Annotated in this window: 23 protein-coding genes; 12 read left to right on the top strand and 11 right to left on the bottom strand. The window is 63.2% G+C overall.

Annotated elements, in window-relative coordinates:
- Positions 1 to 22: 22 nt before the first annotated feature.
- From PDMSB3_RS30280 to PDMSB3_RS30260, 5 genes are all read right to left on the bottom strand, one after another.
- Positions 23 to 838, bottom strand: a complete 816-nt coding sequence (locus tag PDMSB3_RS30280) for an N-acyl homoserine lactonase family protein (RefSeq protein WP_007177732.1) — start codon at positions 836 to 838, stop codon at positions 23 to 25.
- Positions 839 to 2,203, bottom strand: coding sequence for an MFS transporter (locus tag PDMSB3_RS30275; protein WP_232064361.1), 1,365 nt, complete (start codon positions 2,201 to 2,203; stop codon positions 839 to 841).
- A 99-nt stretch (positions 2,204 to 2,302) separates the two neighbouring features.
- Entirely contained in the window at positions 2,303 to 3,235 is a 933-nt protein-coding gene (locus tag PDMSB3_RS30270) for a LysR family transcriptional regulator (protein ID WP_011492274.1), read from the bottom strand.
- A gap of 61 nt (positions 3,236 to 3,296) precedes the next feature.
- On the bottom strand, positions 3,297 to 4,121 hold the full coding sequence (locus PDMSB3_RS30265) for an HpcH/HpaI aldolase/citrate lyase family protein (RefSeq protein WP_007177729.1): 825 nt from the start codon (positions 4,119 to 4,121) through the stop codon (positions 3,297 to 3,299).
- A gap of 36 nt (positions 4,122 to 4,157) precedes the next feature.
- Positions 4,158 to 5,348 (bottom strand): CaiB/BaiF CoA transferase family protein, encoded by a 1,191-nt coding sequence (locus PDMSB3_RS30260; protein WP_007177728.1) that lies wholly within the window; start codon positions 5,346 to 5,348, stop codon positions 4,158 to 4,160.
- A 336-nt stretch (positions 5,349 to 5,684) separates the two neighbouring features.
- Here PDMSB3_RS30260 and PDMSB3_RS30255 point away from each other — a divergent pair, with 336 nt between their 5' ends.
- Positions 5,685 to 6,461 (top strand): carboxymuconolactone decarboxylase family protein, encoded by a 777-nt coding sequence (locus PDMSB3_RS30255; protein ID WP_232064360.1) that lies wholly within the window; start codon positions 5,685 to 5,687, stop codon positions 6,459 to 6,461.
- A gap of 49 nt (positions 6,462 to 6,510) precedes the next feature.
- Positions 6,511 to 7,800, top strand: coding sequence for an MFS transporter (locus PDMSB3_RS30250; protein ID WP_007177726.1), 1,290 nt, complete (start codon positions 6,511 to 6,513; stop codon positions 7,798 to 7,800).
- Between the two features lie 71 nt (positions 7,801 to 7,871).
- Here the strand turns inward: PDMSB3_RS30250 and PDMSB3_RS30245 are convergent, their stop codons facing one another.
- Together PDMSB3_RS30245 and PDMSB3_RS30240 are read right to left on the bottom strand one after the other, a co-directional pair.
- Positions 7,872 to 9,194, bottom strand: coding sequence for an MFS transporter (locus tag PDMSB3_RS30245; protein WP_007177725.1), 1,323 nt, complete (start codon positions 9,192 to 9,194; stop codon positions 7,872 to 7,874).
- A 94-nt stretch (positions 9,195 to 9,288) separates the two neighbouring features.
- Positions 9,289 to 10,467 carry a mandelate racemase/muconate lactonizing enzyme family protein gene (locus PDMSB3_RS30240; RefSeq protein ID WP_165188653.1) on the bottom strand — a complete coding sequence of 393 codons (1,179 nt, stop codon included), beginning with the start codon at positions 10,465 to 10,467 and terminating at the stop codon, positions 9,289 to 9,291.
- Positions 10,468 to 10,673: 206 nt separating this feature from the next.
- Here PDMSB3_RS30240 and PDMSB3_RS30235 point away from each other — a divergent pair, with 206 nt between their 5' ends.
- Positions 10,674 to 11,426 carry a GntR family transcriptional regulator gene (locus tag PDMSB3_RS30235; RefSeq protein ID WP_007177723.1) on the top strand — a complete coding sequence of 251 codons (753 nt, stop codon included), beginning with the start codon at positions 10,674 to 10,676 and terminating at the stop codon, positions 11,424 to 11,426.
- A 69-nt stretch (positions 11,427 to 11,495) separates the two neighbouring features.
- Here the strand turns inward: PDMSB3_RS30235 and PDMSB3_RS30230 are convergent, their stop codons facing one another.
- The 3 genes from PDMSB3_RS30230 to PDMSB3_RS30220 are packed head-to-tail and all read right to left on the bottom strand — an operon-like array spanning position 11,496 to position 14,498.
- Positions 11,496 to 12,275: a class II aldolase/adducin family protein gene (locus PDMSB3_RS30230; protein WP_007177722.1), complete on the bottom strand. Its 780-nt coding sequence runs from the start codon at positions 12,273 to 12,275 to the stop codon at positions 11,496 to 11,498.
- A 50-nt stretch (positions 12,276 to 12,325) separates the two neighbouring features.
- Positions 12,326 to 13,189, bottom strand: a complete 864-nt coding sequence (locus tag PDMSB3_RS30225) for an amidohydrolase family protein (protein ID WP_007177721.1) — start codon at positions 13,187 to 13,189, stop codon at positions 12,326 to 12,328.
- 19 nt (positions 13,190 to 13,208) lie between these two features.
- Positions 13,209 to 14,498, bottom strand: coding sequence for an MFS transporter (locus PDMSB3_RS30220; protein WP_165188651.1), 1,290 nt, complete (start codon positions 14,496 to 14,498; stop codon positions 13,209 to 13,211).
- A gap of 362 nt (positions 14,499 to 14,860) precedes the next feature.
- On the opposite strand from PDMSB3_RS30220, the gene PDMSB3_RS30215 reads away from it, so the two are divergent.
- The 9 genes from PDMSB3_RS30215 (at position 14,861) to PDMSB3_RS30175 (ending at position 23,645) form a co-directional block, all read left to right on the top strand.
- Positions 14,861 to 15,592: an IclR family transcriptional regulator gene (locus PDMSB3_RS30215; protein WP_007177719.1), complete on the top strand. Its 732-nt coding sequence runs from the start codon at positions 14,861 to 14,863 to the stop codon at positions 15,590 to 15,592.
- A 22-nt stretch (positions 15,593 to 15,614) separates the two neighbouring features.
- Positions 15,615 to 16,451: an enoyl-CoA hydratase/isomerase family protein gene (locus tag PDMSB3_RS30210; protein WP_165188649.1), complete on the top strand. Its 837-nt coding sequence runs from the start codon at positions 15,615 to 15,617 to the stop codon at positions 16,449 to 16,451.
- Between the two features lie 67 nt (positions 16,452 to 16,518).
- A complete protein-coding gene (locus PDMSB3_RS30205; RefSeq protein WP_007177717.1) occupies positions 16,519 to 18,144 on the top strand; it encodes an acyl-CoA mutase large subunit family protein in 1,626 nt (541 codons plus the stop codon).
- Positions 18,141 to 18,599, top strand: a complete 459-nt coding sequence (locus PDMSB3_RS30200) for a cobalamin B12-binding domain-containing protein (RefSeq protein WP_007177716.1) — start codon at positions 18,141 to 18,143, stop codon at positions 18,597 to 18,599. The genes PDMSB3_RS30205 and PDMSB3_RS30200 overlap by 4 nt, the downstream gene beginning before the upstream one ends.
- A complete protein-coding gene (locus tag PDMSB3_RS30195) occupies positions 18,596 to 19,771 on the top strand; it encodes a CaiB/BaiF CoA transferase family protein (RefSeq protein ID WP_165188647.1) in 1,176 nt (391 codons plus the stop codon). The genes PDMSB3_RS30200 and PDMSB3_RS30195 overlap by 4 nt, the downstream gene beginning before the upstream one ends.
- Before the next feature lie 104 nt (positions 19,772 to 19,875).
- Positions 19,876 to 20,703 (top strand): ArgK/MeaB family GTPase, encoded by an 828-nt coding sequence (locus PDMSB3_RS30190; protein ID WP_232064359.1) that lies wholly within the window; start codon positions 19,876 to 19,878, stop codon positions 20,701 to 20,703.
- Between the two features lie 58 nt (positions 20,704 to 20,761).
- Positions 20,762 to 21,778, top strand: a complete 1,017-nt coding sequence (gene dctP / locus PDMSB3_RS30185; RefSeq protein WP_007177713.1) for a TRAP transporter substrate-binding protein DctP — start codon at positions 20,762 to 20,764, stop codon at positions 21,776 to 21,778.
- Between the two features lie 14 nt (positions 21,779 to 21,792).
- Positions 21,793 to 22,341, top strand: coding sequence for a TRAP transporter small permease (locus PDMSB3_RS30180; RefSeq protein ID WP_007177712.1), 549 nt, complete (start codon positions 21,793 to 21,795; stop codon positions 22,339 to 22,341).
- Positions 22,338 to 23,645, top strand: a complete 1,308-nt coding sequence (locus tag PDMSB3_RS30175) for a TRAP transporter large permease (RefSeq protein ID WP_007177711.1) — start codon at positions 22,338 to 22,340, stop codon at positions 23,643 to 23,645. Before PDMSB3_RS30180 ends, PDMSB3_RS30175 begins: the two co-directional genes overlap by 4 nt.
- A 98-nt stretch (positions 23,646 to 23,743) precedes the next feature.
- Here PDMSB3_RS30175 and PDMSB3_RS30170 read toward each other — a convergent pair whose 3' ends face one another.
- Complete coding sequence (locus PDMSB3_RS30170; protein ID WP_007177710.1) at positions 23,744 to 24,676, bottom strand: AraC family transcriptional regulator; 933 nt, start codon at positions 24,674 to 24,676, stop codon at positions 23,744 to 23,746.
- Positions 24,677 to 24,689 lie beyond the last annotated feature (13 nt).

The following is a 24,689-nucleotide window of genomic DNA, read 5'->3' as shown; positions in this document are numbered from 1 at the left end:
ATGATGTTTCTTCAGGCGGGGTTCATTCGGCATGGCTGACTGGCGCCACGTCGAGCCGCGCGACGATCCCTTCGAGTTCGCGGGTCGGCGCCGGATAACGTTCCAGGACTTGCGGATCGTGGCCGGGAATCACGTGCTGCTTCGAATCGGCGAGCAGGTAGACGGTGTCGAACGCGTCGAGCATCTTGCACACGTCGCAGGCATTCGAAAAGGGCCGGCGTTTCTCGATGTTGTCGTAGAAGTGCGACGCATCCGATGCGACCACGACCCAGCCGCGCGCCGTTTTCACGCGCACGATCTGCAAACCGGGCGTGTGTCCGCCGACCGGTTGCAACTGGATGCCGGGCGCAAGTTCGGCGGGGCCGTTGTGCATCACCACGCGTTGCGCAAAGTTCATCTTCACCATCGCGGCAACATCTTCGGGCTCATAGTGATGGGCGAAATGCGCGTCCTTCATATGGCGCCCGGTCGCGAAATGCATCTCCGGTTCCTGCAGATGAAAACGCGCCGAAGGCAATAGCGTGAAGTTGCCGACGTGGTCGTAATGCAGATGCGTGATCACGGCGTCGCTGACAGAATCGGGATCGATACCGACGAGCCTTAACGAATCGATCGGACAGCGCAGCACGCCGCGCCCGCGTTTTGCCGCGACTTCGGCGTTGAAACCCGTGTCGATCAGCACCGCGCGTTCGCTATTGCGCGCGACCCACACGTAGTAGTCGAGCGGCATCGCACTACTGTGATCGTCGTCGCCGCCGATGAAGTTGTCGCTGCGCCAGCCGTCGCGGCGCGCGTACTTGATCGCAAAGAGTTCATAGGTGTCTGAAGCGCCTGTCATTTACATGCCTCCAATATTGAGGGGTTTCTTTACGTCGATGCCCGAGTCGGCGCCCGGCTGTGCCTGCACTTCCTCGAGTGTGCGTTGTTTGGTTTCGACGCCGAGCGTGATGAGAATCACGACGAGCAAGGCGAACAGCGCGGCGATGAACGACACCACGCCGAGCAGTCCCGCGAGTGCATACACGGCTGCCACCACGTACGGCACGCCGACGTTGACCGCGCGTCCCGCCGCGTTCGCGAGGCCGACACCGCGCAGCCGCAGCCGGGTTGGGAACAGCTCGGTCACGTAACACGCCACGCCGAGCGCGGAGGTGACATAGATGCACGTCGTCACGCCGAAGCCGACCAGCGCGATCGTCACCGCATGCGTGACGTACGGATACGCCATGCCGATCACCGCGCCGAGCGCGGAGAAGATCACAAGCCCCCATTTGCGGCCGATCCTGTCGGCGATCGCCATACTGATCAGCGAACCGGCAGGCCCGCCCGCGAACATGGCCGACGTGATCAGCAGGGAATGGGTAATGTCGAAGCCCTGCTTGACGAGAAAGGTCGGCACCCAGGCGACGAACGCATACATCGCCGTAAAGGAAATACAGATCACCGAGATGCCGACCAGCGTGCGCGATAGCTGCCGCGCGGCGAACAGATCGCGCAGACGGCCGGGCTCTTCTTCCTGCGGCGCGACCGGCAACGGCGCGTCGCGGCGCACGCTTTGCGCTTCGATCTTCTCGACCACTTCGCGCGCTTCCTGATGGCGTCCTACCGCCGCAAGCCAGCGGGGCGACTCCGGCATCTTCTTGCGCAGATACCAGATCACGAGGGCGCCGATACCGGGAATCGCGAACATCCAGCGCCACCCGAAATGCGGAATGATCAGGAAGCCGCACGCCGCCGAGACCAGTACCGACGAGTTGGTGATCAGGTTCAGCAGCGAAGCAAAGCGACCTCGCGCATGCGCGGGCATGAACTCGTTGAGCGTGCTATAGCCGACCACGATCTCCGCGCCGAGGCCGATGCCCATGATGAAGCGCAGCACGATCAGCCATGTCATGGACGGCGCGAAGGCGGCCGCGATCGAGGTGAGGCCAAAGATCAGCAGATTGAACTGATACGAAAAGCGCCGCCCGAAGCGATCGCCGATCACCCCCGCGCCCCATGCGCCAAGCGTCAGACCGGCAAAGCTCATCGAAATGAATAGCGCGTTCATGTGCATGTCCGACAGACCCTGCTGCACGAGCGCGCCGAGCACGCTGCCGGCAAGGAAATTGTCGAATGCGTCGAAGAACATGCCGCCGCCGATCAGGCCGAGCAGCCGCCAATGAAACGGTCCGGTCTCGAGCGAATCGAGCCGCTGTGCCACGTTTGCTCCATAAGCCGACATTGTCTGTCTCCCATGTTGTTGTCGTCGCAAGCACCTTTGGCTTCAAAGGCGCGGAACCGTGCATGCCGCGGAAGGCGTTCAGGAAAACGCCATTTGCGCGGCAAAAAACATTGCTTCGATCAACGGCTCTTCGCGGCGCCGCGCAAGGCTGATGAACGACAGCGGAATTTCGATCGGCACTTCGCGCGAGATCGCGGCGCCGTATTTCTGCGCTTCGTCGATCGCGACCGTCTCGCGCGCCAGCGACAAACCCACACCCGCACGCACCAGTTCGATCATCGAGGCTTCCAGATCGACCTCGGCCGCGACTCGCGGCTTCGCGCCGACCGATTCGAATGCGTGCGTCAGCAGCCGGTGATGCATCGACGTAGGCGGCGTCCAGATCCACGGCAACTCGGCCAGTTCCGCCCAGCCGCGTCCGTTGATACGTTCCTGCCAGCCTTTGGGTGCGATCACGTAATAGGTGATCGGCATCAAGGCAATGGCATGCAATTCGATGCCGTCGCTTTCCGCTGGCGTGCCGAGAAAGAAGCCAACGTCGAGCGCACCGCTCGCAAGCTGTTCGAGTATCTGCCCCGTCATTGAGTGACGCAGGCGCGTTCGCACTTCCGGATAGTGGTTCGCCATGTATTGCAGCACTGCGCCCAGCCGAATCGTCTGCGGATTGAGGATCGTGCCGATCGAGACGGTGCCCGACAGAATGCTGACGAGGTTGTCGGCGGCGACGTCGAAATTGCCGATCGCGTCGAGAATCTGTTCGGCGTAGGGCAATAGCTTGAGACCGTCGGCGGTCAGCGTGAGACCGCGCGGCGAGCGCGTCAGCAAACGCAGCTTCAGTTGATCCTGCAGGTTCTTCAGTTGCACGCTGACAGCGGGCTGCGTGAGATTGAGCAACCTGGCCGCCTTGGTCAGACTGCCCTCGCGCGCGACCGCGACGAACGCGCGAATGTGCTGCAGATCGTTGATGCTCCGGCTTGACGGTTTGCCGGAAAAGAGCTTCGAGAGAGTCATTGGCAGGGACGCGAATGGCCGCAAACGCGGCGCGGTCAACGCGCCAAGACCTGTCGGCAGCTCACGCATGGCCGGCCGCCGCGAGAATGCGGCGCGCTTGCGCGAGCACCGGCGCATCGACGAGCTTGCCGTCCACCGCGATCGCGGCACCGCTCCCCGCGACTTCGCATACGCGCGTCGCCCACTGCAGTTCGCGCGGCGTCGGGCCGAGCCCTGCCGTAACCGGCGCGATCTGCTTGGGGTGCACGCACAGCTTGGCGCCGAAACCGAAGGCTCGCGCGCGCCGCACTTCGTCGTCGAGCGCCGCGGGGTCGTCGAGCGTCGTGCAGACGCCGTCGACGGCCGGCAGCAATCCCGCCAGGCGCGTAAACAGCAGGATCTGCGAGCGATAGTAATGCAACGGCTCGCCGATTTCATTCGCGCCGATGTCGAGCGCGAGATCGACCGTGCCTAACATCAGACGTTCGACGTGCGGCGCACGCGCGAGCGCCGCCAGATTCGCGAACCCGGCTGCGGTTTCCATCAGCAGATGCAGCGCCCAGGCCGGCTTCAAAGACGCGATGCGCACGATTTCGTCCACATGCTCGGCTTTGGGAATCACGATGCCGTCAATGTCGAGCGCGGCGCAGGCGTCGAGATCCGCGTCGTACCACGGCGAGCCGTGGCTGTTGATGCGCACCAGCAGTTGCACGTTCAATGCGCGCGCGGTGGGGGCGAGGGCAGGCAGCGTGGTCGACAGCGAAGCGCGTGCGTGGTCCTTGCGTGCGTGTTCGACCGCGTCTTCGAGATCGACGATCACCGCGTCGGCACCGGCGCGCGCGGCCTTCTCGAAGCGCTCGGGGCGCGTTGCGGGTGCGAACAGATAAGTGCGTGGCGAAAGTGACATGGACGATGGTTAGAAATGGATAGTGATGTCGGTGGCTCAGATCACGCCTGCCGCGCGCAGCGCGGCGAGATCCGAACCGCTGCAGCCGAGCAGTTCGCCGAATACCTCCTCGTTGTGGCTGCCGAGCGTCGGTCCGAGCCATTCGATCGCGCCAGGCGTTTCCGACAGACGCGGAATCACGTTCGGCACCGCGACGTCGCCCGCGCGCGACGGCATGGTGCGGATATTGCCGCGCGCCTCATATTGCGGATCGTCGAAGATGTCGGCGACGCTGTACAGCAGGCTGGCGGGGACCGAGCCTTCGTCGCACAGACGCAGTACTTCGTCGTGGTCGCGCGCACCGATCCAGTCCTGCACCAAAGCGTTGACCGCGTCGATGGCGGCGATCCGCACGGATGCGCGACCCCACTGATCGTCGTCTGCCAGCTCGGGGCGTTGCATGACGTGCGCGAAGCGGCGGAATATCTTGTCGTTGGTGCAGGCGATCGCGATCCAGCGCTCGTCGCGAGTGCGGTAATGCGCATGCGGCGCGACGTTCACCGCGTTCGCGCCCATCCGTTCGCGCACCTTGCCGAACATGTGATAAGCCGGAACCATCTCGTCGAGCACGCGGAACATGGGCTCATAGAGCGCGAGATCGACGCATTGGCCGTGGCCGGTACGCTCGCGGGCCTGCAACGCGATCAGCGCACCGATCGTCGCGTACATGCCCGAACCATAATCCGCGAGCGAGGTGGAACCCGGCGTGACCGGCACGCGGCCGGGCTCGCCCGCGAGATAGGCAAGCCCCGAAAACGCGTGCGCAACGCGCGCAAAGCCCGGTTTGCCGCGATTCGGGCCATTCTGCCCATACGCGGAAATGCGGACGAGGATCGTGCGCGGATTGAGCTTGTGCAACGACTCGAAGTCGAGGCCCCATTTCTCGATCACGCCCGGCCGGAAATTTTCGACCACGATGTCGCAACTCGCTGCGAGATCGCGCAGCATCTGGCGGCCACGTTCGTGGGCGAGATTGAGCGTCACACATTTCTTGTTGCGGCTTTCGGTGAGCCACATCAGCGTGTCGCCGCATTCGGTCTCGGTGCCGAAGCGGCGCAGCGAATCCCCCGTTTGCGGCGGCTCCACCTTGATGACTTCCGCGCCGAACTCGGCGAAGATCGTCGTACAGAACGGACCGGCCACGAAGGTTCCCAGGTCGAGCACTCGCAAGCCTTCCAGCGCTTTCATGCGGATTCCTGTTGCAGTTGTCATGAGGGAGATGCTCGGCGCGACGAGCGCGAGCGTCCATTGAAATGTGCGAAAGGTCGATATAAGCAACGCTAAATAATGCGCTGCGTCACGCACGCACCCCCTCCCCGGAACCCTTTGTACATAGCGCATGAGGGCGTTTCGCGGCGCATGCGGCTGCTGCGGAGCAACAACGCGCCTCGCTGGGCATATCGGTTTGCGGTTTCGTAAGGTCGCTCATAAGATAAGTGTCACTCCCTCCGCGCGGTTCGCCGGTCGTTGGTTTGCATGCGAGGCAGCGCGCTTTCACTCCTGACTTGTCACTTTGGATGCCTAATGACTTCACTTACGCTCAAGGGCCGGATTTCGTCGTTCGTTGCTGCCGGCGGCTCGTGGCCCGCCTCGCTCGATCCGCTGATCGCGATTAGCCCGGAATTCGTCGAGGCTTACCTCGCATTCGCGGGATGCGCATATCGCAACGGTCCGCTCGAACCGAAGGTGAAGGCACTCGTGAGCTTCGCGCTCGAAGCGTCGGTCACACATCTCAATGCGGTTGCCGTGCGCCGCCATTGCCGCGAAGCGCTGCGCCTGGGCGCCACGCGCGACGAACTGCTCGAGACGCTCGAACTGATCAGCGTGATCGGCGTGCATGCTTGTGTGATCGGCATGCCGGTGCTCGAAGAGAAGGTTGCGAACGACCCGCGCAACGCGATCGACACAAGCCACGCCGATGCGCGCCGTCAGGCGATCAAGAGCGAATTTACGGAAAAGCGCGGCTACTGGAGCACGATCTGGGACGGCACGCTCGCGCTCGATCCTGACTTCTTCGAAGCGTTTACGACGTTCTCATCCGTGCCGTGGGTGCACGGCAAACTGCCGCCGAAAGTGAAAGAGTTCATGTACATCGCCGTGGACGTATCGGTCACGCATCAATACGTGCCCGGCACGCACGTGCATATCGAGAACGCGCTGAAGTACGGCGCAACGCCGGCGGAGATTCTCGAAGTCATGCAACTGGCAAGCACGATGGGGATAGCCAGCTTCGAGCTGGCGCTGCCTATCGTGCTCGACGAGATCGCCGCGCGCGAAGCGCAAGCGCTGGTCACTCCGTAATCTGCGCCAGCCGAGCGCCCATAACATCGAAAACGAAGGGAGACACGCAATGGACACCGCATACGACACGCAACGGATCGGCAAATCACGCTGGCTGCGGGTAGGTCTGATCGTTTTTGTCAGCTACCTCGTCGCGTTTGCCGATCGCACCAACATCGGCGTCGCGGCACCGCAGATGGCGCACGATCTGCAACTCGGCACGACGATCACCGGCGCGCTGCTGGGCGCATTCTTCTGGGGATATCTGGTCACCCAGATTCCCGGCGGCTGGATCTCGACGCGCATCGGGCCGCGCCGCGTGATCGCCGTCTCGATGTTCATCACCGGCTTGATGGCGTGCCTGACCGGCATGGTGCACACGCTGCCCGCACTGATCGCGGTGCGTGTGGTGATGGGACTCGCTGAAGGCGTGATCTGGCCGTCGTTTTCGGTGATCTTCGTGCGCTGGTTTCCGGCCCGCGAGCGTGCGCGCGGCATTGCGTTCGCGCAATATGCGCTGCCGTTGTCCTCAGTGCTGATGGCGCCGCTTGCGGGCTGGATGATCGACGTATTCCACTGGAAGACGATGTTCGTGCTGCAAGGCCTGCCTGCGATCTTCATGGCCGTGCTCGTGTGGATGTTCGTTTCCGACGATCCGACCACCGACCGCTGGCTGTCCAGCGCGGAGCGCGACTTCATCACGCAGCAGCGTCTCGCGGGAACCGGTGCGGACGGCAGCTTCGGCAGCGTGCTGAAGCGCTCGACGGTGTGGCTTCTCGCGATCGTCGCGCTGTCGTGGATCATGGTGATTTTCAGCTTCGGCCTGTGGATGCCGAGCCTCATCAAACAATATTTCCCGCACGGTTACGCCGCGGTCGGCTGGTTGACGGCGCTACCTTCGCTGTTTGGCGCATTGTCGATGTTCGTGAACTCGTGGCTGTCGGACAAGCCGTCTACCATTTCACGCGGCTGGTTCGTCGCCGTGCCGCTGGTGGTGGCCGGTGCGGCGCTGCTCGCGCAGCACTATATCGAAGGCGGCGTTGTGTTTACGATGGTGATGTTCTGTATCGCCGGCGCTGGGCTGTTTTCGCCGGCCGGCACGTGGTGGGCGTGGGTGATCAGCAAGGTGCCGCGCAATCAGGCGGCGCCGTCGGTCGCGATGATCAACATGTTTGCCAGCTTCGGCGGCGTGGTCGGGCCGCTGATCGTTGGCTTCTATGCGCGCGGCGGCAATCTGTCGAGCAGCTTCTACATTCTCGGCTACTTCCTCTTCGGCGCGGCCGCCGTGATTGCACTTCTGATTCATCGTACGCAGCAGCGGGATATCGAAGCGCCTACAGTACCGCTTGCGCTGCATTGAGATTTTCTAGCGCAGTTCACCCGCGATGTCCGCAGGACGGGGGGCGTAGGCCCCCCCGGCGCGACGTAGTTCTACTTCATCACCTCGGCATTACGCACCGCGTTGCGAGCCGTTCCAGACCGTTCGGCGGCCGACTTCGACAACGCGATCGCCACACCGCCCAGCAGCGCAGACGCGCCCAGTGCGAGCAGCGAGAGCTTGTAGTCGGACGAAGCCGCACGTACATAGCCAACCATCAGCGGCCCGAGGAACTGTCCGATCAGATTGCCCACACCGCTCACGAACGCTACGGCAGGCATGGCCTTCCTCATCGGCAGGATCTCGGTGAGCCGGGCGAAGACCAGCGGCATCAACATCTTCAGCGTGAAGCCGAGCGCAATGAACAGCGCAATCTGCAAATAGAACAGCGGAGCAGGGACGAACGCGGCCATTATCATTAGCACGCCGGTGAGCATGGTCGGAATCGCCGCATGCCAGCGGCGCTCCTGGCCATGCCGGTCCGAGCGGCGACTGATGTAGTAGATGCCGAACATCGACATCACGAATGGCGCGCCGGACAGAAAGCCGATCGTCGTTTCGCTCAGCTGTCCGTAGGACTTCATCACCGAAGGCAGCCATAGCGTCGTGCCGTACAGCAGGATCGTATTGAGCCCGAAGCCGAGCGTCAGCAGCCAGACGGCGGGTTCGTTGAAGATCGTCCACCACGGGTCGTGCTCGGGCTTCGTGTAGCCCGACTGTTCCGTGGCGAGATCGCGGCGCAGCACGTCACGGTCGGCGGCTGAGAGCCAGCCTGCCAGGTCGAGGCTTTGCGGGATTGCCTTGAACCACACAAGGCAGAAGATCCATGCGGGCAGGCCTTCGGCGATCAGCATCACACGCCAGTCGAAATGGGCGATCAGCGCACCGGAAATCGGGCCAGCAAGGAAACCGCCGAGCGGTGCGCCCAAATTCCAGATACCGAAGGCGCGCCCGCGTTCGGGCCTCGTGAACCATTGTGCGAGAAGCATCGAGGTCGCCGCGTAGATCGGACCTTCGGCGCAGCCGAGCAGAATGCGCACCGCGACGATCTGCCAGAAAGTCGTCGCCACGCCGGTCAGCATCGCCGCGCCGCCGAACAGCAGCAGACAGATCGCGACGAGCCGGCGCGGCCCGAACTTCAGCGACATATAACCGCCGAGCAGCTGCGTGAAAGCATAGCCCCACGCGAACGCGCCGCCGATCCAGCCTCCCTGCACGGACGTGAGGCCCAGCGCCTTCGTCATGTGCGGCAATGCCATCGCGATGTTCACGCGATCGAAATAGGACAGCATGTAGACCGCGAAAACGATCGGCAATACGATCGTCCATCGGCCGCGGCCGACGCCTTTGAAATTGTCCGGATCGGATGGGGTCACGGTAGTCTCCTTGTATGTTGTTCTGGTGATGCATCGCGCGAAGCGTGTTTGTGTTGATCGGGACGCTTCGCGTTGTCGCGTCCCGATGCCTGCTTCATTGATCGAGCGGTGCGCCGTCGATCGTGCTGCGCATCGACACCGGCCGGTGCAACGGCGCACGGCGATGCCCCACGTCGTCCACCAGTTCGACGCCGATACCCGGCGCGTCCGGCACCGTGATGAAGCCTTCCTTCGGCACCGGATGGTTCTTGACGAGATCCGAGCCGAGCAGATTCTGCCCGGACTTGAGCACGAGGTTCTCGAAGCCGGTCGGGTACTCCTGGATCGCGAAGTTGGGCACTGAAGCCGCCACCTGCATGCACGCCGCGAGGCTGATCGGCGACAAGGGGTTATGCGGCGCGATGTCGACGTTCTGCGCTTCCGCGAGTGCGGCGATCTTCTTCGCGCCGGTGATCCCGCCGCACACGCAGACCGACGTGCGCGCATAACGCACCCCGCCGCCCGCCAGTTGCAGATGGAATTCGGCCGGCGTGCTGAAGCGTTCGCCGGTCGCGACGGGCACGCGGATCGCGTGACCGACGGTCGTCATCTGCGTGTAGAACTCGGGGCGCAGCGGGTCTTCGAGCCACATCGGCGTGAGCGGTTCCAGCACCTGGCCGATCGCGATCGCTTCGGCGGGATTCAGACGACGGTGCATTTCGATCAGCAGATCGACGTCCGGTCCCACTGCCTCGCGAAAGGCCATTACCCGCTCCTTCGCGTCGCGCACCTTGCCGGCAAAGGAGCGGAAATAAACATCGCCTTCCGGCTCGTCGAGGAACGGGTTGATATGGCCTATGGCGGTGAAACCTTCGGCGCGCAGGCGTCGGCAATCCGCGAGCACTTCGTCGAGCGTTTCCGCGTAGACATGGCCATATACGCGCAACTTGTCGCGGTATGCGCCGCCGAGCAGTTGCCACACGGGCACCTGCAGCCGCTTGCCGAGCAGATCCCAGAGTGCGATGTCGATCGCCGACACGGCCGCGTTGACCGCGGTGCCGCGAAAATGCGAGAAGCGCTGCATCACGTTCCAGTGCCGTTCGATCTGATTGGCGTCCTTGCCGACCAGATATTCGCCGAACTTTTCGAGCGCGGCTTTCGCAGCCTCGATGTGTCCCCACGAGCCCGCCTCGCCGAAACCGGTTAGCCCGGCTTCCGTGCGGATGCGAGCGTAGAGAAACTGGCCGACGTGTAGCGCTTCGACAGAGGTGATGCGGTGAATACTCGATTTCATGGGTGGATCCAGCCAGCGGCCTTGATGAGGTAATGGGAAGTCGTTGTGCATGCACCGATACCGCGCCGGTCAATCGACGCAGGTGGACGTGGTGCCGGGTCGCAGCCCGTTGGCAGCGACACTCGTCAAGGCTTAACTCTAGGTAGCTGCCGATGCGTTGGGAATCAAATTCTGTAGTGTTATTTCTATATTCTCTATAGAATTAAATGATGACCCAACTTGATCTGAGTCCCGCTTTCGTCCGGCTTGCGCGCCACATGCGCGAACGGATCGTCGGCGGCGAATGGATGCCCGGACAGTTGCTGCCGGGCGAAGAAGCGCTTGCCAAAGAGCTAAAGGTGAGCGTCGGCACCGTGCGCAAAGCGTTCGACGTGTTGAGCGGCCAGGGCCTCGTCGTCCGTCAGCGAGGGCGGGGCACGTTTGTCGCGAGAGCCACCAATGAGCGCGCGTTCACGAGCTTCTACCGTCTCGTCGACCGGCGTGACGACATGCGCCGCCTGCCGGTCGATACGATTCTGCTGCGCGAGCGGGCCGCCGCCCGTGAGGACGAGCGTGCCGCGCTGCGTCTGGAACCAGGGGACCTCGTTTATCGGCTGCGCAGGCTCCGTTCGCTCGGCGAGACACCGCTGGTGCTGGAGTCGATCGCGTTCCCGTATGCACGGGTGGGCGGCAAGGAGTGGGGAAGCGACGATGCGCCCGCTCACCTCGTGTATTCGTTTCTCGAGCAGCAGTGCGGCGTGTCGGTGAGCCGGGTCGAAGATCGCCTGCAGGCCTGTGCGCTCCCCGAAGATATCGCCGTAGATTTCGGTCTTCCGGCTGGGCAGCCGGTGCTGTTGAGCATTCGCGTGGCGTTCGACCTGCAAGGCGCGCCGGTCGAGTTCCGGCGGTCATGGGCGTCGACTCAAACTCATGACTACCTGAGTGAATTACGCTGGATTGGTGCTAATGAGGATGCCTGAGGTTTTTGGCGGGACCGTACTCGATCCACGGTACGTAACAATGACAACGCGAAGTGCACAATCACGCGGCTAGGTACGGAACGACGGATCGCGCCGGTCCAGAAACCGCAGCATGGCCGGCCATTCCATTTCGCCGTACGGGCGGCGGGTTTCCGGCTTGTAGAGATGATTGGTCCTGTCGATCACCTCCTGCGGCGGGATTTTCAGGTCCGTGTTGCAGGCCATCGCGTCCACTTGCACGCGGCACGCGTTTTCGAGCCAGTAAATCGCATTGAACGCCTGCGCGATCGAAGCGCTCGCTACCAGTAGACCGTGATTGCGCAGGATCATGACCTCGGCATTGCCGAGATCTTCCGCTAGCGTCTTGCGTTCGTCGAGGTCGATCGCTACGCCCTGATAGTCGTGATAGGCGACCGGATGAAAGCGCATCGCCGTCTGCGTGAGCGGCAGCAGTCCGCATGCAAGCGCCGACACCGCCATGCCGCCGCGGCTATGCGTGTGAATCACGCACTTCACGTCGTGGCGCGCCGCATGCACCGCGCTATGAATCACGTAGCCCGCAGCATTCACGCCGTACGTGCCTTCATTCGGATTGAACAGCACATTTCCGTCGATATCGATCGTAATCAGGCTCGACGCCGTGACCTCCTCGTACATGAAGCCGTACGGGTTGATCAGGAGGCGCGTTTCGTCACCGGGAATACGGGCGGTAATGTGGTTGTAGACGAGGTCGCTCAGCCCGAAGTGAGGCATCAGGCGATAGCAGGCGGCGAGATCGACGCGCGTTTGCCACTCCGCGTCGGACACCATCGATTTCACGTGCGAAGGCTTTTGCTGTTCCATCAACATGGTCGTCTCCTGTTAGCTGACGCACGCTGCGAGCGGTCGTCACTGATTCATCATGCAAAGCCGTAGAGTCGGGCAGGGTTGTCCACCAGTATGCGTTGCTGCAACGCCGAAGTGGGCGCCCAGCGCATCAACGCATCCAACAGTTCGCCGTCATCAGGCAGGGTGGATTCAAAAGACGGATGCGGCCAGTCGGTTCCCCATATGCAGCGCTCGGGCGCGGCGTTCACCAGCCGCGTGGCGAGCGGGTCGACATCGGCGAACGGATAACCCGCGCTGGACGAGCGGTAGCCGCACAGCTTGACCCACGTGCGGCCGTTGTCGAGCAACGCGCACAGCGTGTCCACCGCCGGATGATCGACGCCCCAAGCGGTCGGAATATGCCCCATGTGGTCGATCACGACTTCCGTGGGCAGCCTGTGTAGAAGCAGCGCCAGTTCCGCCAGTTGCTCACCGTCCACATAGACCTGCGTATGCCAGCCAAGCGGCGCGATGCGCTCGGCCATTTTCGTCAGATGATCGACCGGAGGGCCACCGGCCGTCACGAGGTTGATGCGCACGCCGCGTATACCGGCCTCGTGCATGTTCTGAAGTTCTGCATCGCTAACCGTCGGCTCGATCACCGCGATGCCGCGGCTGCGCTGTAGTCCGAAATGCTTGAGCGCGTCGAGCGTGCAACGGTTGTCTGTGCCATAGAAGCTGGGCTGTACGATCACGACGCGCTCGGTGCCGAGTATCGTCTGAACGTGCTCGTACTGGCTGAGCGACGCTTCGGCCGGCGTGTACGCGCGCTGTTCGCTCAACGGGTAATGCTCGACCGGTCCGACGATGTGGATATGGCAGTCGCAGGCGTCTGGCGGCGCTTTTTTCTTCGGCGGGTGTACCGTCGTGCGGGCCGGCTGGCAGCGTTCGGGCATCGGTAGCGCTCTTCAGGATTTATGACGGAGTGTAGCCACTCGCGGCTGTGCCGTCGGGTAGCGTGGAGCGTTCGGTTTCTTCCTCGGGCAACGGCCGGCCGAGCGTTTCAGGCAGCAGCAGGACGGCGAGCAGCATGAGCGCGTAGGCGGCGATGCCGAATGTCGCGATCGCATTGCCGAGGCCCATTACGGCGGTCAGCTTGCCGACCATCGCAGGAAAAAGTGCGCCGATGCCGCGGCCGAAGTTGTAGCAGAAGCCCTGTCCCGCGCCGCGAATGCGCGTGGGGAACAGTTCGGTCATGTAAGGGCCCATCGGCGAAAACATCATGAACGCGCAAAGGCCGAGGGGAAAACCCAGAATGAGCATGGCCTGATTACTGATCGGCACCAGCATGTAGATGCCGAGCAGCGCCGCGGAGCCAAACGCACTGACCGCGAACGTCTTTTTGCGGCCAATGGCGTCGGCCAGATAGGCGCCAAGAATAAAGCCGACAAACGCGCCGAGAATCATCACGGTGGTGTAGCCGGTCGTGCCGATCACCGAGAGTCCCCGTGCACGTTTGAGGTAAGTGGGCAGCCAGATGAGGAACGTGTACGAGCCGCCGATCGAGCCCATTGCCAGCGCCGAAACCTTGAGTGTGGTGGCCAGATAATCGGCATGGAAGATTCCACCCAATTGACGCATCACGCCCGCAGCATGCCGTTCGCGCCGGACTTTCCTGAACACGCTGGACTCGGGCACGTGCCGGCGCACCCAGAATACCAGCAAGGCGGGGGCGAGCCCGATCCAGAAGAGGGCTCGCCATGCGAGATGCTCGGGCATGATCGAGAAGAAGAGGCCGAATAGCAGCGCGGCCAGTCCCCACCCCACCGCCCAGCCGCTTTGCACGACGCCTACCGCGCGCCCGCGGTAGGCGTCGCGAACGGTCTCGCCGATCAGCACCGCGCCGGCCGCCCATTCGCCGCCGAAACCGAAACCCTGCAGCGCGCGGCAGATGAACAGCTGCTCGTAGTTTTGCGTGAAGCCGCTCGCGAACGTGAACAGTGCGTACCAGAGGATCGTGGCTTGCAGCACGGCGACGCGCCCGTAGCGGTCGGCGGCGATGCCGCTCAACCAGCCGCCCACCGCCGACGCCAGCAAGGTCACGGTGCCGAGCATGCCCGCCTCGGTCGCGGAGATGCGCCAGCCGACCAGCAGCGTGGGAATCACGAAGCTGTACACCTGCACGTCCAGCGCGTCGAGCGTCCAGCCGAGGAAACAGCCGGCCATGGTGCGCCGCTCAGTCTTGTCGAGCTCCGTCATCCACATGTTTGTCTCCTGCCGCCCCGGTTATTCATGCAACGGAGCTTTCTTGACGTTTTGGTATCCGAACTGTCTGAATGAAACATCGTCGCGTCAAAACACGCGTCCGGATGGTCGGCGCGCTGCCAAGCCTGATGGGTCGGCTACTTTTCGCTATTTCGAAAAGATTTTCGAAAATGATGGATCGAATATAGGAGCCGTGTTTTGGCGTGTCAAGAATGCAATCGCGGGATCGCCCGCTCAGTCCCTTTCGACGGGCTTGTGGGCCTTCCTGGGGCTTTCCACTAGCTGAAACGCCTTGGATCCAGCGGTCTTTCTCGCCTAGACTGATTTCGAAATCGCAAATCAATTTTCGAAATGGCGAAAACATGAAACCGACAGATCGTGCCTTGGGTATCTTCGAAGCCTTCGAAACCGTTGGCCGTCCCATGACCCTCAGCGAGCTGGCCGAGGCCGCGGGGCTGCCGGTGAGTACGAGCCACGGCATCGTGCGCGTGCTGATGGAGCGCGGCTATCTCTATCTGACGAGCCGGCGCAAAGACCTCTTTCCCACGCGCCGTCTTTACGACATGGCGGCGAAGATCATCGCGAACGATCCGTATATCGAACGGCTCGAACCGTATCTGGGGGCGCTGCGCGATGCGACGCAGGAAACCGTGATCGTCGGCAAGCGGCAGCAGAACGAGATCATTTATCTGAGCGTGCTCGAAGGGCCGCAGACCATTCGTTACAGCGCGGCGGCGGGCGCGCTCAAGCCGCTTCACTCCACGTCGATCGGCAAGGCGATGCTGAGCCGCGCCGAAGCCGGCGAGTTGCGCCGTCTTCTTGCCGAATCGGCACTTGCTTCCGTGACGGATCACACGTTGACCTCGGCGCAGGCGCTTTTCGACGATATCGCGCAATCACGCGAGCGGGGCTATTTCGTCACGCGCGGCGAAAGCGTAAGCGATGTGTTCGCGGTGGCGGTGCCCGTCGACGTGAACCGCGACACACTCGGCATTGCCATTGCGGGTCCGCGTCACAGAATGGACGGGCAGATCGAGCGCATCGCAGCCGTGCTGCTCGATGCAAAGCGCGCGATCGAACAGTCGAAGCCATGAGCTTCATGCGGAAAGTCCATTCATGAGCCAACCGTCCAACCTTCCAACGAACGCCGCGGATAGCGCCGCTTCCGTATTGAGTGAAGCGCGCGACGGCATGCTGCATGTGACGATCAATCGCCCGGACAAGCGCAATGCGCTGAACCGCGCCACGCTCGACATGCTGCGCGGCGTGTTCAGCGATGCCGCACGCGACACGACGCTGCATGCCGTCGTGCTGACAGGCGCGGGCGACCGCAGCTTCGCGGCGGGTGGCGATCTGCGCGAGTTCGACGCGTTGCGCAGCGAGGCGGACGCGGGCGCGGGCGCGTTGTTCGATCATGCGGCCGCCACGCTCGATGCGATCCGGGCCACGCCGGTGCCAGTAATCGCGGCATTGAACGGCACGGCGCTCGGCGGCGGCGCTGAACTTGCGATTGCCTGTGATTACCGGCTTGCGGCGCCTCACGCCTGCTTCGGTTTCGTGCAGGCGACGCTGGCGATCACCACGGGTTTTAGCGGCGGCGCCGATCTGGTCGCGCTGCTCGGTCCCGCCCGCGCGATGCGCGTACTCGCGCAAGCCGCGGTGTTGGGCGCGCAAGAGGCGCGCGCGCTTGGTCTGGTCGACGGCGTGTGTGCCGACGGGCAATCGCTCGGCGAATACGTGGCGCAGTTCGCGCAACCGTTTGTCGACCGGCCGGCGCATGTCGTGCGCGCGGTGAAGCGGATCGCGGCGGCGCACCGCCGCGCTGCCGCGGCATCCACGCGTGACGAGGAGCGAGCGGCATTCGTTGCGACATGGACCGCGCCCGAGCACTGGGCGGAAGCGCAAAAGTTTCTGGACCGCCGACGCGCCGATACGCAGGCGCCGTCGAGTTGAACGACATCGGCGCACAACCAGGCCATACGCACACCGTACGCATACGCACCACAGGGAGCAATTGAGCATGAAGGCAAGTGCAGTCGAACTCGACGAAGCGATCAGCATGCCGCATCCGGACAGTACGCCGTCGGGACTGCATGTGCCGGTCGTGGTGGGCCCCGACGCTGCGCGAGGCGCCGAGGGCGTCGGCGCACCGGGCCAGTTTCCGTTCACGCGCGGTATTTTCGCGGATGGCTATCGCGGCCGGTTGTGGACGATGCGGCAATACTCCGGCTTCGGCACTGCGGAAGAATCGAACGAACGGTATCGTTTTCTGCTCGATCAGGGCCAGACGGGTCTTTCCGTCGCGCTCGATCTGCCCACCCAATGCGGGCTTGATCCGGACGATCCGATGGCGCGCTCGGAGATCGGCAAAGTGGGCGTTTCGCTGTCGAATCTCTCGGAGATGGAACTGCTTTTCCGGGGTATCGACCTTGGCAGGATTTCGACGTCGTTCACGATCAACGGCACGGCAGCGATGATCTACGCGATGTACGTGGCCTGCGCCGACAAACAGGGTGTGCCGCGCGACCGCCTCACCGGCACGATCCAGAACGATATTCTCAAGGAGTACGTGGCGCGCGGCACATGGATCTTTCCGGTGCGGCCCTCCATGCGGCTGATCGCCGACTCGATTCTCTACTCGAACGAAGTGTCGCCGCGCTTCAATCCGATTTCGATAGCGGGCGCGCATATGCGCGATGCCGGCTGTACCGCGGTCGAGGAAATGGCTTACACGCTCGCCAACGGTCTAGCATATGTGGACGCCGTGGTCGCGCGTGGCGGCGATGTGGCGAAGTTCGCACGGCGCCTGAGCTTTTTCTTCTACGTCCATATGGACCTGTTCGAAGAGGTCGCCAAATTCCGCGCGGGGCGGCGCGTATGGGCGCGCCTCATCAAGGAACGCTATGGCGTGGACGACGAAAAAGCGCAGATGTTCCGTTTCGGCGTGGTGTGCGGCGGCTCGTCGCTGACTTCGGCGCAACCGTATAACAACGTCGTGCGCGTCGCGATAGAAACCTGTGCGGCAGTGATGGGCGGTGCCCAGTCCGTCTTTACCTGCGCGTACGACGAGGCTTTTCAGATTCCCACGGAGTTCTCCGCGGAGCTCGCGCTGCGGACTCAACAGATCATCGGTTACGAAAGCGGCATTGCGCGCACGGTCGATCCGTTGGGCGGCTCGTACTTCGTCGAAGATCTGACCGACCGCACTGAAGCGCGGATCCGTGAGCTGATGACCGAGATCGACGCATACGGCGGCGCGGTTAAGGCGATTGAAGACGGCTGGCTGCAGTTGCGTATCGCAAAGAGCGCTTTGCAGCGCAAGCGTGATACCGACGGCCAGGAGCGGCTCGTCGTGGGGCAGAACTGTTTCCGGCGCGAGAACCAGACCGAGCAGCCGGGCGAACTGTTTCGTCTGAATCCGCAGGCAAGCGCGACGGTCGCCGAGCGCTTCGAGCGCCTGCGCGACACGCGAAATCAGTTAGACGTCCAGAAGTCGCTCGACGCATTGGGCGTCGCCGCCGCGCGTGACGAGGGCAACCTGATGCCGTATCTGGTCGACTGCTGTCATGCATATGCGACGGTCGGTGAAATGGTTGCGCGGCTAAAAGCGCAGTGGGGAGAATTCGAGGAGCCGGTCCATCTATGAACAGCTCAACGCAAATGGCTGACAGCACGTCCGCAAGCCCGGCGAGTCCAGCGTCCGGTACGCCGCTCAAGGGCAAGCGGATTCTCGTTGCGAAACCCGGTCTCGACGGTCACGACATCGGCGCCAAGGTGATCGCGCTGGCGCTGCGCGACGCCGGCGCGAGTGTGATCTACACGGGCCTGCGCAAGAGCCCGGAGTACATCGCGCGCATTGCGATCGACGAGGACGTCGACGCCGTCGGCCTGTCGATTCTTTCCGGCAGCCATAACGAACTGGTCGCGCGCACCGTGGCCTTGCTGGCGGAGCAGGGCGCGGGCGACATTCCGGTTTTCGTCGGCGGGACGATTCCGGCCGACGATCGCGCCGCGTTTCTCGCGGCCGGCATTCGCGGCGTTTTCACGAGCGACATGCCGCTCGATCATGTGATCGATGCCGTGGCCAGGGTGCTCGGATGAAAACGCCCTTCAGCGCCGAGGCAAGCGGTCCGTCAGCGGGTTCGTCGTCGGGCCCGTTGAGCGGCATCCGTGTGATCGAAATCGGCCACATGCTGATGGGGCCTTACTGCGGCATGCTGCTCGCCGATCTCGGCGCCGAGGTGATCAAGATCGAGCCGCCCGAGGGCGATATCGGCCGGTCGATCAGCCCGCACATGATCGGCCCGCACAATGCCTATTTCGCGAGCCTGAATCGCAGCAAGCAGAGCGTGGTGCTGGATCTCGCCAGCGAAGCGGGACGCCACGCGCTGGCGGCGCTGGTGCGCGACTCCCATGCGCTGATTACGAATCTGCGGCCGTCCGCGATTCAGAAACTCGGTCTCACGTACAACCGGTTGCGCGTGCATAACGAACGGATCGTCTGCGTCGCGATGACGGGTTTCGGGCTCGACAGCCCGCATGCTGAATTGCCCGCCTACGACTATGTGATCCAGGCGCTCACCGGCATCATGAACCTGACGGGCGATCCGGACGGCCCGCCGACCAAGGCGGGCTATTCCGCCGTCGACAACTCGACGGGCATGATGGGCGCCGTCGGCCTGCTCGCGAAAATCGTCGAAGGCCGTGGTGGCCAGGTGGATATCGCAATGTTCGACGTGATGGTGTCGCAACTGAACTACCTGGCGGGGGCCGCGCTGAACGGCGGTGAAACGGCCCGGCGCCATGCGCTCTCTTCGCATCCGTACATCGTGCCCGCGCAATTGTTCAGGACGCGCGACGACTGGTTGATGATCTTCATCACGCACGACAACTTCTGGCGTATTTTCGCGCAACGTGTCGGTCATCCCGAATGGATCACGCAGCCTGGCTTCGCGACGATGGCCGAGCGCCGCGTGCAACGCGCGATCGTGATCGACGCGCTGTCGGCCATGTTTGCGAGCGAGACCACGCAGCATTGGCTCGATCTGCTGGCGTCGTCCGGTGTCGTGGTGTCGCGGCTCGCTTCGATCGAGGAAGCGCTGGCGAGCGCCCAGGTGCAGGCGCGCGAGATGGTGGTGGAAATCCAGTCGGAGGCGGGACCGCTGAAAGTGGTCGGCAATCCGATTCGTATCGACGGTGTGCGCACGCGCTACGACGTGCCGCCGCTGCTCGGCGAGCACACGGCCGCATGGTGCAGCGAGGTGCCGACATGAGCGTTGCTGGCGAAACCAGTACACGTGACCCGGCTGATTCGCGCGTGGCCGCCTCGGCGCGCGGTGATCTGGCGCGCAGACTATCGCGAATTTCACGCGCGACGGTGTCTGAATCGCTTCGGGTGCTGCGCACGCAAGCCGAAGCGAGCGCACGCCGCATCGGCTTCACGGGACCACCGGGCGCAGGCAAGAGTACCTTGATCGCCCGCCTCGCGAAAGCGCGCGCTGCGCGCGGCGAGTCGCTCGCCATCATCGCGATCGATCCGAGCAGCCCGAAAACGTCCGGCGCGCTGCTCGGCGATCGCGTCAGGATGGACGCATTGCTGGCGGACACCGACGTCTATATCCGTTCGCTGCCGAGCGGCCGTTCCGCCGACGGACTTTCCGACAATCTCGCGGACGTGCTCGCCGCCGTGGAGGCCGAAGGCTTCGCGGAGATTCTCGTGGAGACGGTCGGCGTGGGGCAGGTGGAGTACGGCGCACGCACGCTCGTCGACACGCTGGTGCTGACAATGGGCCCGCATTCGGGCGATCAGGTGCAGGCGATGAAAGCGGGCGTGCTGGAAACCGCGGACATCGTCGTCGTCAATAAGGCCGATTTGCCGGGTGCGGAGCGCATGGCGCAGGACATCGGCAGTGTGCTCGAACGCAACCGGGCGAATGGACGTCGCGTCGCGCCCGTGTTGCTGGCCGCGGCGAACGACGCCGAATCAGTTGAGAGGTTGTCGCGTGCTATCGACGAGCACACTCAGTGGCGCGAACAGCACGTGAGCAGGCAGGAAACCGGTGAGGCGCGTGCGCTCTTTCACACACGCAGCCTGTTGAACCGGCGCATTGGGGAATTGATCGAAACGCTGCCCTCCAACACGCGCGGCGCTCCGGTCGCCGACATTTATTCCCACGTCGTGCGGCTGCTGAACGAGAGCGGGTGAGGTAGGCACGTGGGCGACATTCCGGAATAACAACAACGTGAGATGCAAGGAGACCCGGATGAAGATTCGTTATCTGTTGGCCGCGCTAGGTGCGGCTGTGGCCTGTTCGCTGGGAAGCGTGAGTATCGCGCAGGCGGACGACACGATCACGCTGAAAATGGCGCACCAGTGGCCCGACGATCCGAACGACTACGTGGTGTCGACCGGCAAGAAGTTCGCGCAGGAGGTGATGCAGCGCTCCGGCGGCAAGATCCACATCGACATCTTTCCGGCGGAGTCGCTCGTCAAGGCGCTGAATATGCACACCGCGCTGCGCAGCGGCAACGTCGACCTGGCGATTTATCCGTACATCTATGCAGCGGGCGCGATTCCGCAGATGAACCTGATTCTTCTGCCGGGACTCTGGAAAACACCGGACGACGTCTACCGTTTCCGCACCTCGGCGCCGTGGCGCGAACTCGAAGCAAAGATGGAAGCCTACGGCTTCAAGACGCTGTGCTGGATCCAGATCTCCGGCGGTATGGCGTCAAAGTCCAAACCGATCAATGTGCCCGGCGACCTCGCGAAACAGAAGGTGCGGGGCGCCGGCAAGATGATGGAGGCCGCATTGCAGAGCGCGGGCGCGAGCACGGTGTCGATGGCTTCGTCTGAAACCTATAGCGCGATGCAACTGGGGCTGCTCGACGGTTTGTGGACCTCGTCGGGCACGTTCGGCTCGTATCGCCTCTACGAGGTTGCCAGGTACTACAACTCGCCGGAACAGTACAGCATCTATTACACGATCGAGCCGATCGCGATCAGCATGAAGACGTGGAATCGCCTTACGCCCGCCCAGCAGAAGATCATGACCGACGTTGGCCAAAGTCTCGAACAGAGCGCGTTTGAAGGCGCGAAAGCGGATGACCGGCGCGTCGCGCAACTGTTCGCGAGTCACGGCGTGCAGATTCACAAGATGACGCTCGATGAATGGACACAATGGCAAAAGCTCTTCCAGCAAGTGAGCTTTCCCAAGTTCCGCAACGAGGTGCCTGACGGCGCGCATCTGCTCGATGAAAGCACGGCGTTATACAAGTAAGCAAGGAGGCGCTCATGCGGCAGCCACTCGATCGTTTCGCGCGGGGTCTCGACGTTTTCTGCAAGGGCGTCGCGCTATCGGTCGGCGTCGCGGTGATCGCGACGGTCGCGGTCATTTCGTACGGTGTGCTGGCGCGTGAAGCGCTGCATCTGTCCGATGTGTGGGTCACCGAGGTCACGACCTATCTGATGGCCTATATGACCTTCGTCGGCATGGCGGCGCTTGCGTGGCAATCCCGCCATCTGAAAGTCGACGTGTTGAGCCATCATCTCGGCGAACGCGGCAAGCGTGCGCTGGCCGTCGTTTCCACGCTGATCGTCACCGCCGTGGCCCTGGCGATCGCCGTGCTCGCCGTGCAATTCTGGTGGGACGCCTACACGAGCGGCGAGCGTTCATGGGGCATGTTTTCACTGCCGCTGTGGATTCCGTATTCCTGTCTCGCGGCCGGCGCGCTGATGCTCGCCTTCGTGCAACTGGTGAGGCTCGCCGTCATTGTGTGCGCGCGGCGTGAAGTGCTGCACGAGGTTTCCGTCGACGAACTGGTGCTGGGGAGAGACAAGTGAATCAGCTCTTTATCGGCGCCGGCATGTTCGGCGGGCTGCTGGCCGTACTGTCGCTCGGCGTGCCGATTGCGTTCGCGCTGCTGTTCGTCGCGCTCGCTTCGCTGTTTCTGACCGGCGGCGGCTGGGACGCGCTGAATCTCATTCCGAGCACCTACTGGGGATCGGTGGCGACGTTTACGCTGACCTCCGTGCCGATGTTCATGTTCATGGGCGCGATCGTGTCCGCGTCCGGTATGGGCGCACGTCTCTATGCCGCGCTCGCCACCATTCTCGACGGCGTGCCCGGCGGGCTGGCGGTCGCCACGACCCTGGCTTGCGGCGTGATGGCCGCGGTGTCGGGTTCGAGCGTGGCGACTGCGGCGGCGATCGGCGGCTTTGCAGTCTCCGAGATGCGCCGGCACGGTGTGCCGGCGGGGCAGGCATGCGGTTCCGTGGCGGCGGGCGGCACACTCGGCATTCTGCTGCCGCCGAGCATCCCGCTCATTGTGTATAGCGTGATCGCAGAGCAATCCATCGGCCGGCTGTTCGCGGCGACGCTCGTGCCGGGTGCGATCATGGCCGCCGCGTTTGCCGTCTTCCAGATGGGGCTCGCGTTGCGTCGGCGAGCGCAGGGCGAACGCCGCACACGGCCGCTGGCGTCGCTGAGGGCGCGCGTTTTCGCACTGAAGGATATCGGGCCGTTTGCGCTCCTGATCCTGATCATTCTGGGCTCGCTGTATCGCGGTCTGGCGACTCCGCAGGAGGCGGCATCGCTGGGTATCGTGGCGAGTCTGGTTCTTGCCGGCGCGGTGTACCGGGAACTGAACTGGCACAGCTTCCGCGAAATTCTCGTCAACGCGGCACAAAGCAGTGTGATGATCCTCGCCGTCATTTCATCGGCCATCGTGTTCGGCTACGTGATGACGACGAGCCAGGTGGCCGCTTCGCTCACGCAAACTGTCGCGCGCGCGCATCTCGAACCGTGGGTGCTGTTCATCAGCATCAATCTGTTGCTGATCTTTCTCGGCTGCTTCATGGAGACGATTGCGATCATCGTCGTCACGATGCCGGTGCTGGTGCCGGTCGTGCAGGCGTATCACTGGAACCTGATCTGGTTCGGTGTCGTGGTCGTGATCAATATGGAAATGGCGCTGATTCATCCGCCCGTGGGGCTGAACCTGTTTGTCGTTCAAAGCGTCGCGCCCGATGTGCCGTTGCGGCGCATCGTGCTGGGCACGCTGCCCTATGTGTTCATCATGGCGATGGTGCTGGGGTTGATCGGCGTTTTTCCGCAACTGACTACGATGCTGTTGGGGGCGTCATGACGAAGGCGGATCGGTTATCTGTCGATACGTGCATGCGCCATTTACAGCGGCGCCAGTTAACCGGGCGGACGATCCTTCGAATCCAGTGCCTCCGCGCTTCAAGCCGCCCACCCCGTCCGCCTGTATTCGCTCGGCGACACACTGGACATCCGCTTGAACGCGCTGCTGAATGCGCTTTCGGATGAGTAACCCAACCTTGCCGCGAGAACGGCAATCGGTATTTTCTCGTCGATCAACGCCTGCCTTGCCATACGCATGCGCCACTGCGTGAGCCATGTGAGCGGAGCCATGCCCGCGACAGACCTGAAATGCACGCAGAACGACGTGCGCGACATGGCCGCTGCGCTCGCGAGTTCGTCGAGCCGCCACGCCCGGCCGGGATCGGCATGCATCAGTCTTAGCGCGGGCGCAAGCCGTTTGTCGCCAATCGCGCGCAGCCATCCGTTGGGGATTTCCGCGCCGGAGTCGAGATGGACGCGCAGCATTTCGACGAACATCAGTTGCGCAAGGTACGTCGAAGCGAGGCCGCTGCCCGGCAAACCCGACGCGAATTCCTTGACGAGGCGGGCCAGCAGCCATTGAAGGACGGCCGCCTGCTCGCAGTCCGCACGGATGTGTATCAGCGACGGCAGGGCGTCGACCAGCAGCGTGTCGTTGGACGGCGCGAGTCTGACGTGTCCTCCGATCTGCGTGCAACCGTTGCCGTCGCCGATCGTCGCGCTCCGGGCCGCGTTGCCGGAGAATAGGGTGGCCGCGTCGACCGGTGCCGCGTCCGGGTCGCTCGCGAGGACAAAGGAGCGTTCGCCGGTCAGCAGAAACACGTCGCCTTCGCCGACCGCGACCGGCCCCGTTTGCGCGTCGACGGAAAGCCAGCAACTGCCCTTGACCAGCGCGAAGAACTTGATCTTTTTCGGTTGCGGAAAGCGGATCGCCCATGTGCCGCCGGCGGAGAAACCGCCTGCCACGACGGGCTGGGCACCGAGCAGCCGGAGGAAATCCGAAAGCGGGTCATCCTCGATTTTTGAACTCATGCGACAGTATTCC

The organism is Paraburkholderia dioscoreae, from assembly GCF_902459535.1.
Taxonomy (GTDB): Bacteria; Pseudomonadota; Gammaproteobacteria; order Burkholderiales; family Burkholderiaceae; genus Paraburkholderia; species Paraburkholderia dioscoreae.
Note: the sequence above shows the minus strand (reverse complement) of the source record. Positions and strands in the feature narration are given on the sequence as shown.

Excerpts from the sequence above, each read along its gene's own strand:
- PDMSB3_RS30220 (WP_165188651.1), bottom strand. The coding sequence starts at position 14,498 with ATGTGGATGACGGAGCTCGACAAGACTGAGCGGCGCACCATGGCCGGC.
- PDMSB3_RS30230 (WP_007177722.1), bottom strand. The coding sequence starts at position 12,275 with ATGTTGATGGAACAGCAAAAGCCTTCGCACGTGAAATCGATGGTGTCC.
- PDMSB3_RS30270 (WP_011492274.1), bottom strand. The coding sequence starts at position 3,235 with ATGACTCTCTCGAAGCTCTTTTCCGGCAAACCGTCAAGCCGGAGCATC.
- PDMSB3_RS30205 (WP_007177717.1), top strand. The coding sequence starts at position 16,519 with ATGAAGGCAAGTGCAGTCGAACTCGACGAAGCGATCAGCATGCCGCAT.
- PDMSB3_RS30180 (WP_007177712.1), top strand. The coding sequence starts at position 21,793 with ATGCGGCAGCCACTCGATCGTTTCGCGCGGGGTCTCGACGTTTTCTGC.
- PDMSB3_RS30210 (WP_165188649.1), top strand. The coding sequence starts at position 15,615 with ATGAGCCAACCGTCCAACCTTCCAACGAACGCCGCGGATAGCGCCGCT.
- PDMSB3_RS30170 (WP_007177710.1), bottom strand. The coding sequence starts at position 24,676 with ATGAGTTCAAAAATCGAGGATGACCCGCTTTCGGATTTCCTCCGGCTG.
- PDMSB3_RS30195 (WP_165188647.1), top strand. The coding sequence starts at position 18,596 with ATGAAAACGCCCTTCAGCGCCGAGGCAAGCGGTCCGTCAGCGGGTTCG.
- PDMSB3_RS30225 (WP_007177721.1), bottom strand. The coding sequence starts at position 13,189 with ATGCCCGAACGCTGCCAGCCGGCCCGCACGACGGTACACCCGCCGAAG.
- PDMSB3_RS30255 (WP_232064360.1), top strand. The coding sequence starts at position 5,685 with ATGACTTCACTTACGCTCAAGGGCCGGATTTCGTCGTTCGTTGCTGCC.
- PDMSB3_RS30265 (WP_007177729.1), bottom strand. The coding sequence starts at position 4,121 with ATGTCACTTTCGCCACGCACTTATCTGTTCGCACCCGCAACGCGCCCC.
- PDMSB3_RS30260 (WP_007177728.1), bottom strand. The coding sequence starts at position 5,348 with ATGAAAGCGCTGGAAGGCTTGCGAGTGCTCGACCTGGGAACCTTCGTG.
- PDMSB3_RS30240 (WP_165188653.1), bottom strand. The coding sequence starts at position 10,467 with ATGAAATCGAGTATTCACCGCATCACCTCTGTCGAAGCGCTACACGTC.
- PDMSB3_RS30235 (WP_007177723.1), top strand. The coding sequence starts at position 10,674 with ATGATGACCCAACTTGATCTGAGTCCCGCTTTCGTCCGGCTTGCGCGC.
- PDMSB3_RS30200 (WP_007177716.1), top strand. The coding sequence starts at position 18,141 with ATGAACAGCTCAACGCAAATGGCTGACAGCACGTCCGCAAGCCCGGCG.
- dctP (WP_007177713.1), top strand. The coding sequence starts at position 20,762 with ATGAAGATTCGTTATCTGTTGGCCGCGCTAGGTGCGGCTGTGGCCTGT.
- PDMSB3_RS30215 (WP_007177719.1), top strand. The coding sequence starts at position 14,861 with ATGAAACCGACAGATCGTGCCTTGGGTATCTTCGAAGCCTTCGAAACC.
- PDMSB3_RS30250 (WP_007177726.1), top strand. The coding sequence starts at position 6,511 with ATGGACACCGCATACGACACGCAACGGATCGGCAAATCACGCTGGCTG.
- PDMSB3_RS30280 (WP_007177732.1), bottom strand. The coding sequence starts at position 838 with ATGACAGGCGCTTCAGACACCTATGAACTCTTTGCGATCAAGTACGCG.